Raw genomic sequence first — 14,835 nt, forward strand, 5'->3', positions numbered from 1 at the left:
TCTTAAAAGGCCTATTCATTAATTTGAATAGGCCTTTTAATTTAATACCGATTGTATATTCAATTTAGTTCACTTGCATTGTACTGTTTTCATATTACATAGACATTACACAAGAATTCTTTGAACTAAAACATCTATTCGTTTGCTATAAAATAACCTCTTTAGTAGAAAGACAATCATGCTTCTCCTTAACTAAAAAAGGCTTCCGTAAATTACGGAAGCCTTTTTTATTCTTATGATTTTTTTACTTATTCAGCAATAACTAAAGCATCGTGTTTCCAATTTTTAACAGAAGCGATTTGATTATTTGAGTAATCAACTTCGCTTAATACAGTATCATTCCAGAAAAACCACTTCCCTGTTTTTTGACCTTTATCATATGTTGCTATAGCTGTTTTAACACCATTAGTATCGTAAGAAGTCCATTCTCCCTGTAGTTTACCGTTTTTATAGAAACCTTCTTGTTGTACCTTACCATTATCGTGGAAATAGGTTGCTTTAACTAATTTCCCAACAGCTTCCAACTTTGGTTTTGTGTTTTGTGCGAACATCATTCCTGAAAGTAACACTGCGGCAATCATTATATATTTTTTCATTGTGTTGATTTTTAAATGTTTCTCTAACAAATATAAAATATTATTTACATTTAAAACACAATTTGGTAACAATTTAATAACATTAGAAGAAAGCTTAACATTGGAAAATAAAAAGCAACCCTCTCTAATTACAAAAAACCTTCCTTTATTGGGGATTCTTACGAAAGTAATTCAATGAAATAGTGGGGAGTTAAATTTGAACCTCAATTCACACTAAAACAGATAAAAACAACTATTAAAAAAAATGAGCCCGATACAATATCGAGCTCATTATAATCAAATTAATTATAAGTCTATTTAAACTATTGTATTCGATCTATGTCGAACACTTTTTTCCAACCAATAAAAATCCTTAATTTAAAAGCACGTCTAGTTCTTTCTCAAGATCAGGAGACGACGGTCTCGCGGCATCGGCTTTCACGATTTTTCCATTGGGATCTATAAGGATAAATCTTGGAATCCCTACAATATTCAAATCTTTGACAAACTGGGAATTCCAGTCATTATCAGCAAAAACCTGAACTCCGCCCAGTTCTTTGCTTTTTACCATCGATTTCCATTTTTCGATATCCTTTAATTTATCAATGGAGATGCTCAAAAAAGCAATGTTTTCACCAGCGTATTTTTCTTCTACCTTTTTTAAAAACGGAATTTCACCAAGACAAGGTCCACACCAGGTAGCCCAAACATCGATATAAACATATTTTCCCTTAAAATCTTCGAGCTTCGTTTTCCCTCCAGCATAGTTATCATAATTAAAAGATGGTGCGGTTGAACCATTTAATTTCCTCGTTTCTAGTACTTGCTTATAATATTGAGTCCCCCTTTCCAAAACTATTTCTATGTTTTTCTTTTGCAACGCTACAAAAACAGGATCTAATTTCTTATTATCCAATTTCAAAAAATCGGTCGTCTTTTTCTCCTTAACCAACTTCGTAAAGACTTCTTCGCTAGAAGCTAAAAGTCCATTATAATCGTATTTTGCTTCTTCTACAGTATACTGTGCCAAAAAGTTGTTCTCGCCAGCGCCTATTCCTGAATACACTATGGACTCGTCAAATTCTTGAGCATTCATTTTAAGATTCAAATCGTATCCGTTTTTTAAAAAAAGCTCGGTATATTCCTTTCCGTCAAAAAGCATATAAAAACCTTCTTCAACAGCAAAAGAACCCTTAAAAATTCCATCTGCACCAATAAACATCTTTTTAATTTCCTTTCCATCATTCCTATTTCGAAAAATAATCGAATCCGTATTCCTGTTCGCAATCTCGGCTTTAAAAGAAACTGTTGCTTTCTTCTGCCCGATACCGTTAAAAGTGCAAACTAGTGCCAATGTAATAAAAAATAATTTTCTCATAAAATGTAGTTTTTTTACTGTTAATCAAATCTAATTTATTTTATTGATGCCAAATAATAAATTAACAAAAAATTAATTTCTTGAAGTTTCGCCGTTTTGGGCATTAATTTAATTTTTGTGGTTACTTTTGTATCCTAAAATTTTGATAATGTCATAGAAGTCATAATTGTGGCATTTAAAATTAAAAGGAGGAAGCCCGGTGGGCTTTAGGTATTTTGCATTAGTAAAAACAGCATATAAAAATAAATAAAATGTATAGAAGTCATAACTGTGGCGAACTCAACGCCTCACATATAAATACTGAAGTTACTCTTGCCGGTTGGGTTCAAAAATCCAGAGACAAAGGATTCATGAATTGGGTAGATTTGCGTGACCGTTATGGAATCACTCAGTTGATATTCGATGAAGGTCGTTCAGATAAAATTGTCTTTGAATTAGCAAAAACATTGGGTCGCGAATTCGTAATCCAGGTTAAAGGAAAAGTAATAGAAAGAGAGTCTAAAAACCCGAATTTACCAACTGGGGATATTGAACTATTTGTTACAGAACTAACTATATTAAATGCTGCCTTAACGCCTCCTTTCACTATCGAAGATGAAACTGATGGTGGAGAGGACATTCGAATGAAATACCGTTATCTCGATATAAGAAGAAATCCGGTAAAAAACAGTTTGCTTTTTCGTCACAAAGTAGCAATGGAAGTACGAAAGTACCTTTCTGATTTAGATTTCTGTGAAGTAGAAACACCATACTTAATCAAATCAACTCCTGAGGGAGCGCGCGATTTTGTTGTTCCTTCTCGAATGAATGAAGGACAGTTTTACGCTTTGCCACAATCTCCTCAAACCTTCAAGCAGTTATTGATGGTAGGTGGAATGGACAAATATTTCCAAATAGTCAAATGTTTCCGTGACGAAGATTTACGCGCAGACAGACAACCCGAGTTTACGCAAATAGATTGCGAAATGGCATTTGTAGAACAAGAAGACATTCTGAATGTTTTTGAAGGGCTTACGAGACATTTATTGAAAGAAATAAAAGGAGTTGATGTAGCTAAATTTCCTCGTATAACGTACGACTACGCTATTAAAACGTACGGAAATGACAAACCGGACATCCGTTTCGGAATGGAATTTGGAGAATTAAACGAAGTGGCACAAAACAAGGAATTCCCTGTTTTCAATGCAGCAGAGTTAGTTGTTGGTATTGCAGCTCCCGGTGTTGGAAACTATACCAGAAAAGAAATCGATGCTTTAATCGAATGGGTAAAGCGTCCGCAAGTAGGTGCTTCAGGTATGGTTTATGTGAAATGTAATGAAGACGGAACATTTAAATCATCTGTAGATAAATTCTACGATCAAGATGACTTAAGTAACTGGGCAAAGACAACCGGAGCAAAAGCAGGTGATATGATTTTTGTTCTCTCTGGTCCTGCCGATAAAACAAGAACACAATTAAGCGCATTGCGTATGGAATTAGCTACTCGTTTAGGGTTGCGAAATCCGGCAGTATTTGCACCGCTTTGGGTAGTTGATTTTCCATTATTAGAATTTGACGAAGAAAGTGGTCGTTACCACGCCATGCACCATCCGTTTACCTCTCCTAAACCGGAAGACATGCATTTATTAGAAACAGATCCCGGAAAAGTACGCGCTAATGCTTATGATATGGTTTTGAATGGAAATGAAATCGGAGGTGGATCTATTCGTATTCATGATAAAGCAACGCAACAACTAATGTTTAAATATCTTGGATTCACACCGGAACAAGCAAAAGAGCAGTTTGGGTTCTTAATGGACGCATTTCAGTTTGGAGCTCCACCGCACGGAGGACTGGCTTTTGGACTAGATAGATTAGTTGCTATTCTTGGAGGACAGGAAACCATTCGTGATTTTATCGCCTTTCCAAAGAATAATTCTGGAAGAGATGTTATGATTGATGCACCATCGGCAATTGATGAATCACAGTTGAAAGAGCTTCATATAAAATTAAGTGTTCAGTAGTTCATCGGTAAAAATTACCCGAAAACGTTGAATATCAATTATTTTCGAAAAAAAAGAATATTTATTAACAATCATATGATATTAAATATTACATTTGCTCCATTATAAATTATTATTACTATTACAATGCGTACAGGTACAGTTAAATTTTTCAATGAATCAAAAGGTTACGGATTCATTACAGACGAAGAAACAGGAAAAGACATTTTTGTTCACGCTTCAGGAATCAACGCGGAAGAATTACGCGAAGGTGACAGAGTTAGCTATGAAGAAGAAGAAGGAAGAAAAGGAAAAGTTGCTGCGAAAGTAGCAGTTATCTAAGCAAAAATTTATTTTTTGCCTACGAATGTTTAAAACGTTCCGATTTATTTCGGAACGTTTTTTTTTGGCTTATACCTTAAAAGGCAACTACTAAAAAAGAGAATTTAAAATATTATTTATAATCATTAAAAATTAGGAAGTACTTTGATTCTCAATGCAACTAAATTTTGTATTACACTTGTGTTTTAATTCCTTGAAACCTATCTTTGTTGCTTATTTTAGCACGTAAAAATCATTAATTATGCAATCTGATCAGTTAAGTTATATTCCGATTTTAATACAGTTTTTATTAGCTGCCGGTTTTGTAGTGGGAACTATTATTGTTTCTGGGAAATTAGGCCCAAAAAGAAAGTCAGAAATCAAAGACAAAAACTTTGAGTGTGGAGTTGAATCCATAGGAAATGCACGTATTCCATTCTCTGTGAAATACTTTCTTGTTGCGATTTTGTTTGTCTTGTTTGATGTAGAAGTTATCTTTCTATATCCATGGGCAATCAATTTCAAAGAATTAGGAATGGAAGGAATGGTCAAAATGGTCATATTCATGCTTTTGCTTTTAGTGGGGTTTTTCTACATCATCAAAAAGAAAGCGCTAGAGTGGGAATAAGAATTTATTATAAATATTGAATTGTAGACTTTTGTTAGTTTCTAATTCAAATTTTCTAATTCAAAATACAAAAAAATGAGTAATTCAAGTATAAAAATGGTTGAGCCGCCAGAAGGGGTTGTTGGAGAAGGATTTTTCGCCACAAAACTAAATGACGTTGTAGGTATGGCTCGTGCCAATTCACTTTGGCCGTTACCCTTTGCAACTTCATGTTGTGGTATTGAATTCATGGCTACCATGGCTTCACATTATGATTTAGCACGATTTGGCTCTGAGCGTGTGAGTTTTTCTCCTCGTCAAGCAGATATGCTAATGGTAATGGGTACTATTTCTAAAAAAATGGCTCCTATTTTACGTCAGGTATACGAACAAATGTCAGAACCAAGATGGGTTATTGCGGTTGGTGCTTGTGCATCTTCAGGGGGTATTTTTGATACTTACTCCGTTCTTCAAGGGATTGACAAAGTAATACCAGTTGACGTTTATGTACCAGGTTGTCCTCCAAGACCAGAGCAAATTGTCGATGGCGTAATGAAATTGCAAGAATTGGTTAGATCGGAATCTGTAAGAAGAAGAAGTTCTCCGGAGTACCAAGAATTATTGGCCTCTTATAATATCAAATAACGACATGGCATTAGAAAATACAGATATTCAAGATAAATTAACCGAAACGTTTGGTGAGCACGTTTTTCACTTTAATCAAGAGAAAGATATCTTTTCATTTGAAGTAGCTGCTGATAAAATCACAGCAATCATTCTTTTTTTGAAAAACGATCCATTACTGCGTTTTAATTTTTTAACTGACCTATGTGGAATACATTATCCAGATAATGAAGTTGACAGACAATTTACAATCGTGTATCACATGCACAATTGGTACGACAACAAACGTGTCAAAATCAAAACTTTTATCAATGGTGAAAAACCGGAGATAAAAACAATATCTAACATTTTCCTAAGTGCAAACTGGATGGAAAGAGAGACTTTTGATTTTTACGGAGTAGATTTCATAGGTCATCCTCAGTTGAAACGTATTTTGAACATGGATGAAATGATTTCATTTCCTATGCGTAAAGAGTTTCCATTGGAAGATGGCGGACGAACAGATAAAGACGACCGTTTTTTCGGTAGAACAATCGACAATTGCTAAAAAAACAATCTATAATTTTTCACATTCTATAAATGTCAGAACTATTATTACCACCGGAGCATCGCTATGCTAAAATAATGAAAGAGAAGCTAAATGAAGATGGAAGCGAGCTTTCCATCCTAAATTTAGGTCCTACTCACCCAGCTACACACGGAATCTTTCAAAATATTTTGTTGATGGATGGGGAACGTATTTTAGAAGCAGAACCAACTATTGGTTACATACACCGCGCTTTTGAAAAAATTGCAGAAAACCGTCCTTTTTACCAAATTACCCCTCTTACAGACCGAATGAACTATTGCTCCTCTCCTATCAATAATATGGGATGGTGGATGACTTTAGAAAAATTATTGGATATTGAAGTGCCAAAACGTGCTCAGTATTTAAGGGTTATTGTAATGGAATTGGCAAGAATCACGGATCACCTTATTTGTAACTCCATTTTAGGAGTGGATACAGGTGCCTATACTGGATTTCTTTACGTTTTCCAATTTAGAGAGAAAGTATACGAGATTTACGAAGAAATTTGTGGCGCTCGATTAACAACTAATATGGGAAGAATTGGCGGTTTCGAAAGAGATTGGTCGCCTGAAGCTTTCAGAAAATTAGATGTGTTTTTAGAAGAATTTCCAGTTGCCTGGAAAGAATTTGAAAATCTATTCGAAAGAAATAGAATTTTCATGGATCGTACCATAAATGTAGGGCCAATATCTGCTGAACAAGCAGTTTCCTACGGATTTACAGGGCCTAACTTACGTGCTGCAGGTGTTGATTACGATGTACGTGTCGCACAACCTTATAGTTCTTACGAAGATTTTGATTTTATCATTCCTGTTGGTAAATCTGGAGATACTTACGATCGTTTTTGTGTTCGTAATGCCGAAGTTTGGGAAAGTTTAAGTATTATTCGACAAGCATTAGCAAAAATGCCAGAAGGAAACGATTTTCATGCTGATGTTCCTGACTATTACCTTCCTCCAAAAGAGGATGTTTACACTAGTATGGAGTCCTTAATATATCACTTCAAAATTGTAATGGGAGAAGTTCCTGTTCCAGTTGCAGAAATATACCATCCTGTTGAAGGTGGAAATGGAGAATTAGGTTTTTATTTAGTAACTGACGGAAGTCGTACTCCATATAGACTGCATTTTAGAAGACCTTGTTTTATTTACTATCAAGCTTATCCAGAAATGATAAAAGGAGCATTATTATCTGATGCGATTGTTATTTTATCAAGTTTAAATGTAATTGCAGGAGAATTAGACGCATAGAGATTTCAGATTGAAGAATAACGATTTTAGATTTCAGATTTAAAAGAAAAATGGAAAGAACACATTACAAACAAGAAATAAATATGACTGAAGCATTGATGACTCGCATCAATGAATTAATTAGTCATTACCCAGAAGACAAAAGAAAATCAGCTTTATTACCTGTTTTACATGAAGTTCAAGATGCTCACGACAATTGGTTGAGTACTGAATTGATGAATAAGGTAGCTGAGATCATCCAAATATTACCAATTGAGGTATATGAGGTTGTTTCGTTCTATTCGATGTACAATCAAAAACCTGTTGGAAAATTCCTTTTTGAGTTTTGTCACACTTCTCCATGTTGCTTAAATGGAACCGAAGATTTGATGGACTACACTTGCGAAAAGCTAGGTGTGAAAACAGGAGAAATTACTGCAGACGGACTTTTTGAAGTAAAAGGCGTAGAATGTTTAGGAGCATGTGGTTATGCACCTATGATGCAATTAGGCGATTTTTACAAAGAGCATCTTACAAAGGAAAAAATCGATCAATTAATCGTTGATTGCCGAGATAATAAAATAATATTACACGATAAATAATATGTCAAAAAAGATATTATTAGACAAAATCAAGATTCCAGGAATCAAAACCTATGAAGTATATCGCCAAAACGGTGGTTACGCTTCAGTGGAAAAAGCAATGAAAGCAATGACTCCTGACGAAGTTGTTGAGCAAGTTAAAGCATCAGGACTTCGTGGTCGTGGTGGTGCTGGATTCCCTGCTGGATTGAAATGGAGTTTTATTGATAAAAAATCAGGAAAACCGAGACATTTAGTTTGTAATGCAGATGAATCTGAACCGGGAACGTTTAAAGATCGCTACTTGATGGAATTTATTCCCCATTTATTGATCGAAGGAATGATTACTTCCAGTTTTGCTTTGGGTGCAAACCTATCGTACATCTACATTCGTGGTGAATACATGTGGGTTTATAAAATCCTAGAAAGAGCCATTGCCGAAGCGAAAGCTGCTGGTTGGTTAGGAAAAAACATATTAGGAACAGGATACGACTTAGAACTTTATGTTCATTGTGGTGCTGGAGCCTACATTTGTGGTGAAGAAACCGCTCTTATTGAATCATTGGAAGGAAAAAGAGGAAATCCTCGTATCAAGCCACCATTTCCTGCAGTATCAGGTTTATGGGCTAACCCAACAGTGGTAAATAATGTTGAAACTATTGCATCAGTGCCATGGATTGTGAACAATTCTGGTGATGAATATGCAAAAATTGGAATCGGAAGATCTACTGGAACTAAATTAATTTCAGCTTCAGGACATATAAAAAACCCTGGTGTTTACGAAATTGAATTAGGACTAAGTGTTTACGAATTCATGAATTCAGATGAATATTTAGGAGGAATGAGTTCAGACCGACCTTTGAAGGCATTAGTACCAGGAGGTTCATCAGTGCCCATTTTACCAGCCGATTTAATATACAAAACAGCGAACGGCGAAGATCGTTTAATGTCCTACGAATCGTTAAGTGATGGTGGATTTGCAACAGGATCGATGTTAGGTTCTGGAGGATTCATTGTTTATGATGACACTTCTTGCATCGTGCGTAACACTTGGAATTTTGCTCGTTTTTATCATCATGAAAGTTGTGGACAATGTTCCCCATGTCGTGAAGGTACAGGATGGTTAGAAAAAGTGTTGTGGCGTATTGAAAACGGTCAAGGACGTGAAGAAGATATTGATTTGCTATGGAGTATTCAAAGTAAAATTGAAGGAAACACAATTTGTCCACTAGGAGACGCGGCTTCATGGCCAGTAGCAGCAGCTATTCGTCACTTTAGAGATGAATTTGAATACCATGTTCGTTTTCCAGAAAAAATAAAAAATAGAAACCATTTTGTTGCTGAACCTTTTGAAAAAGTAAAGCATTTAGTTTCTAAAGTAATAGTATAATAAGTTTAAAGTTCAATGTTTAAAGTTTCTCAGTTTGGTTCACACAACCTCAAACGCTAAACCTGAAACATACAAACAAAAATACAATGAAAGTAACAATAGACGGTCAAGCAATTGAAGTAGAACCAGGAACAACTATTCTGCAAGCAGCACGTAAGATAGGTGGAGAATCTGTGCCACCAGCAATGTGCTACTACTCAAAATTAAAAGGAAGCGGTGGAAAATGCCGTTGTTGTTTAGTGGAAGTTGCTAAAGGAAGCGACGCAGATCCAAGACCCATGCCAAAACTAATGGCTTCCTGTGTTACAGGATGCATGGATGGTATGGAAATCAACAGCAAATCTTCTGACAGAGTTAAAGAAGCTCGAGAATCAGTAACTGAATTTTTATTGATCAATCACCCACTAGATTGTCCAGTTTGTGACCAAGCGGGAGAATGTGATTTACAAGATTTAAGTTTTGAACACGGTAAAGCTAAAAGTAGATTTATAGAGGAGAAAAGAACATTTGAGCCAGAAAACATTGGTCCAAATATTCAACTACACATGAATCGTTGTATTCTATGTTATCGTTGTGTAATGGTTGCTGATCAATTGACAGACAATCGTGTGCACGGTGTGATGGACAGAGGAGATCATTCGAATATTTCAACTTGTATTTCTAAAGCAATCGACAATGAGTTTTCAGGAAATATGATTGATGTGTGTCCAGTAGGTGCATTAACGGATAAAACTTTTAGGTTTAAATCTAGAGTTTGGTTCAACAAACCATACAATGCTCATAGAGAGTGTACGACTCCAGGATGTTGTGGAAAAACAACCCTTTGGATGTTTGGAGACGAAATTCAAAGAGTTACGGGACGTAAAGATGTTTATCATGAAGTAGAAGAATTCATTTGTAACGAATGTCGTTTTGACCACAAAACCCCTGCTGACTGGGTTATTGAGGGGCCAAGAGCATTTGACAAAGATTCTGTTATCAATCAAAATAATTACACTCAAGAACTGGAAACAGTTGTAATCGCTACCGAAGAAGGAATTCTAAAAGGTAGAGAGCAAGACCGTAAGAAAATAAGCATGCCTGCTATCCCTTTGAATAAAGACGAAGAGGCAGATTTTAAACATGGTAACATTTAGAAAATGGATAGTACTATAATTATAGAAAAAAGCGTTATTATTTTAGTTGTATTTGGAATTACGATGCTAATGGCAATGTATTCTACTTTGGCTGAAAGAAAAGTAGCCGCTTGGCTTCAAGATCGTATCGGTCCAAATAGAGCTGGAAAAGGTGGATTATTACAACCACTAGCAGATGGATTAAAATTATTTTCGAAAGAAGAATTTGAACCAGATACGCCCAACCGATTTTTATTTTTTGCAGGGCCTGCCCTTGCGATGACCACTGCTTTAATGACAAGTGCCGTCATCCCTTGGGGTGATCACTTTCATCTTTTTGGCAGAGACATCATCTTACAGGCAACTGACATTGATGTTGCTTTACTTTACCTTATTGGTGTAATGTCAATCGGTGTGTACGGAATCATGATTGGTGGATGGGCTTCTAACAATAAATTTTCATTAATTGGTGCTGTTCGTGCGGCTTCTCAAATGATCTCTTACGAGGTGGCTATGGGACTTTCATTGATCGCTTTACTGATGATGACCGGAACTTTGAGTTTGAGAGAAATCTCATTACAACAATCAGGGATGAACTGGAATGTTTTTTACCAACCGTTGTCGTTCCTTATATTCTTAATCTGTGCATTTGCAGAAACAAACCGAACTCCATTTGATTTAGCAGAATGTGAAACAGAATTAATTGGTGGATACCACACAGAGTATTCTTCCATGAAAATGGGTTTCTACTTATTTGCTGAATATGCTAATATGTTTATCTCGTCTACTATTCTTGCTGTTTTATTCTTTGGAGGATATAACTATCCAGGAATGAGTTGGGCAGTAGAAAACTGGGGTGTAAACTTTGCTAATGTATTAGGAATTGTCGCTTTGTTTATCAAAATATGTGGTTTCATTTTCCTTTACATGTGGGTAAGATGGACTATTCCAAGATTTAGATACGATCAACTAATGCATTTGGGATGGAGAATATTAATACCACTTTCGATCGTCAATATCATTATTACTGGAATTGTAATTTTGAGAGCTGAAATAGCAATTTATTTAGGATTTTAAATAGGAGTGAAAAATGCCTAGCCCTGATAGCAGTGAAAATCCTTTAATTCGCCGCGGCGAATTAAAGATTGAAGCGAATAGCAGGATTAAGCTACTAATAAAACAAAAAAATGTCAATAGAAACGATATCCTTATCTGGAAGAAAAAAAGTAGTCTCTAACAAAGAGATGTCTTTTTTGGAAAAAATGTATCTACTTGCGATTGTCAAAGGAATGATAATCACAATTAAGCATTTGTTTACAAGAAAAGTTACCATACAATATCCTGAACAGGTACGTGAAATGAGTCCGGTTTACCGTGGTCAGCACCAATTAAAACGTGATGAACAAGGTAGAGAAAACTGTACTGCTTGTGGATTATGTGCTTTGTCATGTCCTGCAGAAGCGATCACAATGAAAGCGGAAGAACGTAAACCAGAGGAAAAGCATTTGTACAGAGAAGAGAAATATGCTTCGATATATGAAATCAATATGTTGCGTTGTATTTTTTGTGGTTTGTGCGAAGAAGCGTGTCCAAAAGACGCCATCTACTTGACGACCTCAAAAACACTAGTTGCTTCTAGTTATGACAGAGAAGATTTCATTTATGGAAAAGATAAATTGGTCATGCCTTTAGATATCGCAATGAAAAATGCACAACTTAAAAACGCTAACTAATGTCAACTATACTAATTATCTTTTGTGTTTTAGCAGCTGTCTCTATTGCTACCGCTTTTTTAGCCATCTTTAGTAGAAATCCAATTCACAGTGCTTTATGGCTTGTTATCTGTTTTTTCTCGATTGCAGGACATTATTTACTTTTAAATTCGCAGTTTCTAGCCATTGTTCACATCATTGTTTACTCTGGAGCGATTATGATTTTATTCTTATTCACCATAATGTTGATGAACTTGAATAAAGAAAATGAAGTTCATAAACCTAGAATTACACGATTAGGAGCAATTGTTTCTTTTTGCTTAATCTGCATCGTTTTGATTTTGGTTTTCATTAATTCTAAACCTATCGTTGGAGAATATATCACTACTGGAGAGGATTACCAATCTATAAAAGTATTAGGTAAAGTCTTATTGAATGAGTATATGGTTCCGTTTGAATTTGCCTCTATATTGCTTTTAGTAGCGATGATTGGAACGGTTTTATTGTCTAAAAAAGAAAAAACAGAGAAATAACATGAACAATATTTTAAATGAAATAGGCATCGAAAACTACATTTTCCTTTCTACGATACTTTTTTGTATTGGGGTCTTTGGAGTTTTATACAGACGAAATGCAATTATCGTATTTATGTCTATCGAAATTATGCTGAATGCAGTCAATCTTTTGTTTGTTGCATTTTCGACTTATCACCAAGATGCACAAGGACAAATTTTTGTCTTTTTCTCTATGGCTGTAGCTGCTGCTGAAGTTGCTGTAGGTTTAGCCATTCTAGTTTCTATTTTTAGGAATTTAGGCTCAATTGACATCAATAATTTAAAAAACTTAAAAGGATAAACTATAATGAATACGAATTTAGCTTTACTCTTATTACTTGCTCCTTTTTTAGGATTTTTATTTAATGTTTTCTTTGGAAAAAGCATCGGAAAGACAACTTCTGGAGTTATTGGAACCCTTGCTGTTTTCACTTCCTTTTTGGCTTCAGCTTATTTCTTCGCAGTAATTGTTGCAAATCCTGAGGGAATTCAAATTTCGCTTTTTGATTGGATTCAAATCAGCAACTTTAAAGTAGATTTTGGTTTTCTATTAGACCAATTGTCAATCTTATGGCTGCTTTTTGTTACAGGAATTGGCGCTCTGATACATATGTACTCCATCAGCTATATGCATGATGACGAGAACATGCATAAGTACTTTGCTTATCTGAACCTTTTTATCTTCTTCATGATTACTTTGGTAATTGGAAGTAACTTATTAGTCTTGTTCATCGGTTGGGAAGGCGTTGGACTTTGTTCTTACCTTCTAATTGGATTTTGGCATAAAAACCAAGAATTCAATGATGCGGCTAAAAAAGCATTCATCATGAACAGAATTGGAGATTTAGGTCTATTAATTGGAATCTTCATTATAGGATCTTTATTCTCTACATTAGATTATGCTACTTTAAAAACAGCTATCGCTGGTGCTACAGATTTAAATATGTATTGGATTTCTGCTGCTGCTTTTGCTCTATTCATTGGAGCTTGTGGAAAATCAGCACAAATTCCATTATACACTTGGTTGCCGGATGCAATGGCGGGTCCAACACCAGTTTCAGCATTAATACATGCTGCAACAATGGTAACTGCAGGTATCTTTATGATTACTAGATTAAACTTTGTATTTGATTTAGCTCCAGACGTACAAAACATTATTGCTATTGTTGGTGCTGTTACGTCTCTTGTAGCTGCAACAATCGCTTTGGTTCAAACCGATATTAAAAAAGTACTTGCTTATTCTACTGTTTCACAACTAGGATTAATGTTTTTGGCATTAGGTCTTGGAGCATACGAAGTAGCGGTTTTCCACGTAATCACACACGCATTCTTTAAAGCATGTTTGTTCTTGGGTTCTGGATCTGTTATTCATGCATTGCACGGAGAACAAGACATGCGTAAAATGGGTGGATTGAAAAAAGTAATGACAATAACATTTGTTACCTTTTTAATCTCTTCATTAGCAATATCAGGAATCCCTCCTTTTTCTGGGTTTTTCTCGAAAGATGAAATTTTGATGGTGGCTTTTGAACACAACAAAATACTTTGGTTCATTTCTTCATTAGCATCGTTAATGACCGCTTTCTATATGTTTAGATTGTTATACCTTACTTTCTTCAAAGAATTCAGAGGTACCGCAGAACAAAAAAGTCATTTACATGAAAGTCCTGCTTTGATAACGTTTCCTTTAATTGTTTTGGCAATTTTAGCAACATTAGGTGGACTGATAAGTTTACCTACTAACAGTTGGTTGAACGAATACCTTGCCCCTTTATTTACAAAAGTAGCTACAGAGGAACACCACTTTGGTACAACTGAATATGCATTGATGCTAGTTGCCGTTATAGGTGGATTAGTAGGAATCGGAATTGCTTACGCCAAATACATCAAACAAAATCAAGTTCCTGCAGAAGATGCTGCAATTACTGGTTTTACAAAAGTGTTATACGATAAATATTATGTAGATGAAATCTATGACTTTTTATTCGTGAAATCAATCAACGGCTTATCAAAATTCTTTAGAGACTATGTAGAAACCACTTTGACCTCTCTAGTTTTTGGATTAGGACAAGTAACCAACGAAATAGGTTTTCAAGGTAAAAAAATACAAAACGGAAGTATCGGACGTTATCTTTTTGCGTTTGTTTTAGGCATGTGTGCCATTGTAATCTATTTATTTTTAGCTCAATAATTTTATAT

At 35.2% G+C, this 14,835-nt stretch carries 16 protein-coding genes; 14 read left to right on the plus strand and 2 right to left on the minus strand.

Annotated features, from left to right (window positions below; translation table 11 throughout):
* Positions 1–248: 248 nt before the first annotated feature.
* Complete coding sequence (locus BLV35_RS03915; protein ID WP_091085067.1) at positions 249–596, minus strand: toxin-antitoxin system YwqK family antitoxin; 348 nt, start codon at positions 594–596, stop codon at positions 249–251.
* Between the two features lie 352 nt (positions 597–948).
* Entirely contained in the window at positions 949–1,953 is a 1,005-nt protein-coding gene (locus BLV35_RS03920) for a TlpA family protein disulfide reductase (RefSeq protein ID WP_091085070.1), read from the minus strand.
* A 251-nt stretch (positions 1,954–2,204) separates the two neighbouring features.
* On the opposite strand from BLV35_RS03920, the gene aspS reads away from it, so the two are divergent.
* From aspS to nuoL, 14 genes are all read left to right on the plus strand, one after another.
* Positions 2,205–3,956, plus strand: coding sequence for an aspartate--tRNA ligase (aspS, locus tag BLV35_RS03925; protein WP_091085073.1), 1,752 nt, complete (start codon positions 2,205–2,207; stop codon positions 3,954–3,956).
* 126 nt (positions 3,957–4,082) lie between these two features.
* Entirely contained in the window at positions 4,083–4,277 is a 195-nt protein-coding gene (locus tag BLV35_RS03930) for a cold-shock protein (protein ID WP_007137066.1), read from the plus strand.
* Positions 4,278–4,518: 241 nt separating this feature from the next.
* Complete coding sequence (locus BLV35_RS03935; protein ID WP_091085077.1) at positions 4,519–4,884, plus strand: NADH-quinone oxidoreductase subunit A; 366 nt, start codon at positions 4,519–4,521, stop codon at positions 4,882–4,884.
* Between the two features lie 75 nt (positions 4,885–4,959).
* The gene (locus tag BLV35_RS03940) at positions 4,960–5,508 is read left to right on the plus strand and encodes an NADH-quinone oxidoreductase subunit B (protein ID WP_074723994.1); all 549 of its coding nucleotides are present in this window, start codon (positions 4,960–4,962) and stop codon (positions 5,506–5,508) included.
* Between the two features lie 4 nt (positions 5,509–5,512).
* Entirely contained in the window at positions 5,513–6,034 is a 522-nt protein-coding gene (locus BLV35_RS03945) for an NADH-quinone oxidoreductase subunit C (protein ID WP_091085080.1), read from the plus strand.
* A 32-nt stretch (positions 6,035–6,066) separates the two neighbouring features.
* Positions 6,067–7,305: an NADH-quinone oxidoreductase subunit D gene (locus BLV35_RS03950; RefSeq protein WP_091085083.1), complete on the plus strand. Its 1,239-nt coding sequence runs from the start codon at positions 6,067–6,069 to the stop codon at positions 7,303–7,305.
* A 50-nt stretch (positions 7,306–7,355) separates the two neighbouring features.
* Entirely contained in the window at positions 7,356–7,886 is a 531-nt protein-coding gene (locus BLV35_RS03955) for an NADH-quinone oxidoreductase subunit NuoE family protein (protein WP_091085086.1), read from the plus strand.
* Position 7,887: 1 nt separating this feature from the next.
* Complete coding sequence (gene nuoF, locus BLV35_RS03960; protein WP_091085088.1) at positions 7,888–9,255, plus strand: NADH-quinone oxidoreductase subunit NuoF; 1,368 nt, start codon at positions 7,888–7,890, stop codon at positions 9,253–9,255.
* An 86-nt stretch (positions 9,256–9,341) separates the two neighbouring features.
* A complete protein-coding gene (locus BLV35_RS03965) occupies positions 9,342–10,391 on the plus strand; it encodes an NADH-quinone oxidoreductase subunit G (RefSeq protein WP_091085090.1) in 1,050 nt (349 codons plus the stop codon).
* A 3-nt stretch (positions 10,392–10,394) separates the two neighbouring features.
* Positions 10,395–11,447, plus strand: a complete 1,053-nt coding sequence (nuoH, locus tag BLV35_RS03970) for an NADH-quinone oxidoreductase subunit NuoH (protein ID WP_074723988.1) — start codon at positions 10,395–10,397, stop codon at positions 11,445–11,447.
* 110 nt (positions 11,448–11,557) lie between these two features.
* The gene (locus tag BLV35_RS03975) at positions 11,558–12,103 is read left to right on the plus strand and encodes a NuoI/complex I 23 kDa subunit family protein (RefSeq protein ID WP_091085094.1); all 546 of its coding nucleotides are present in this window, start codon (positions 11,558–11,560) and stop codon (positions 12,101–12,103) included.
* Positions 12,103–12,615 (plus strand): NADH-quinone oxidoreductase subunit J family protein, encoded by a 513-nt coding sequence (locus tag BLV35_RS03980; protein ID WP_091085098.1) that lies wholly within the window; start codon positions 12,103–12,105, stop codon positions 12,613–12,615. The genes BLV35_RS03975 and BLV35_RS03980 overlap by 1 nt, the downstream gene beginning before the upstream one ends.
* 1 nt (position 12,616) lies before the next feature.
* A complete protein-coding gene (gene nuoK / locus BLV35_RS03985; protein WP_074723985.1) occupies positions 12,617–12,937 on the plus strand; it encodes an NADH-quinone oxidoreductase subunit NuoK in 321 nt (106 codons plus the stop codon).
* Between the two features lie 6 nt (positions 12,938–12,943).
* Positions 12,944–14,827 carry an NADH-quinone oxidoreductase subunit L gene (gene nuoL, locus BLV35_RS03990; protein ID WP_091085103.1) on the plus strand — a complete coding sequence of 628 codons (1,884 nt, stop codon included), beginning with the start codon at positions 12,944–12,946 and terminating at the stop codon, positions 14,825–14,827.
* Positions 14,828–14,835: the final 8 nt, after the last annotated feature.

Source organism: Flavobacterium gillisiae (assembly GCF_900107635.1).
GTDB lineage: Bacteria > Bacteroidota > Bacteroidia > Flavobacteriales > Flavobacteriaceae > Flavobacterium > Flavobacterium gillisiae.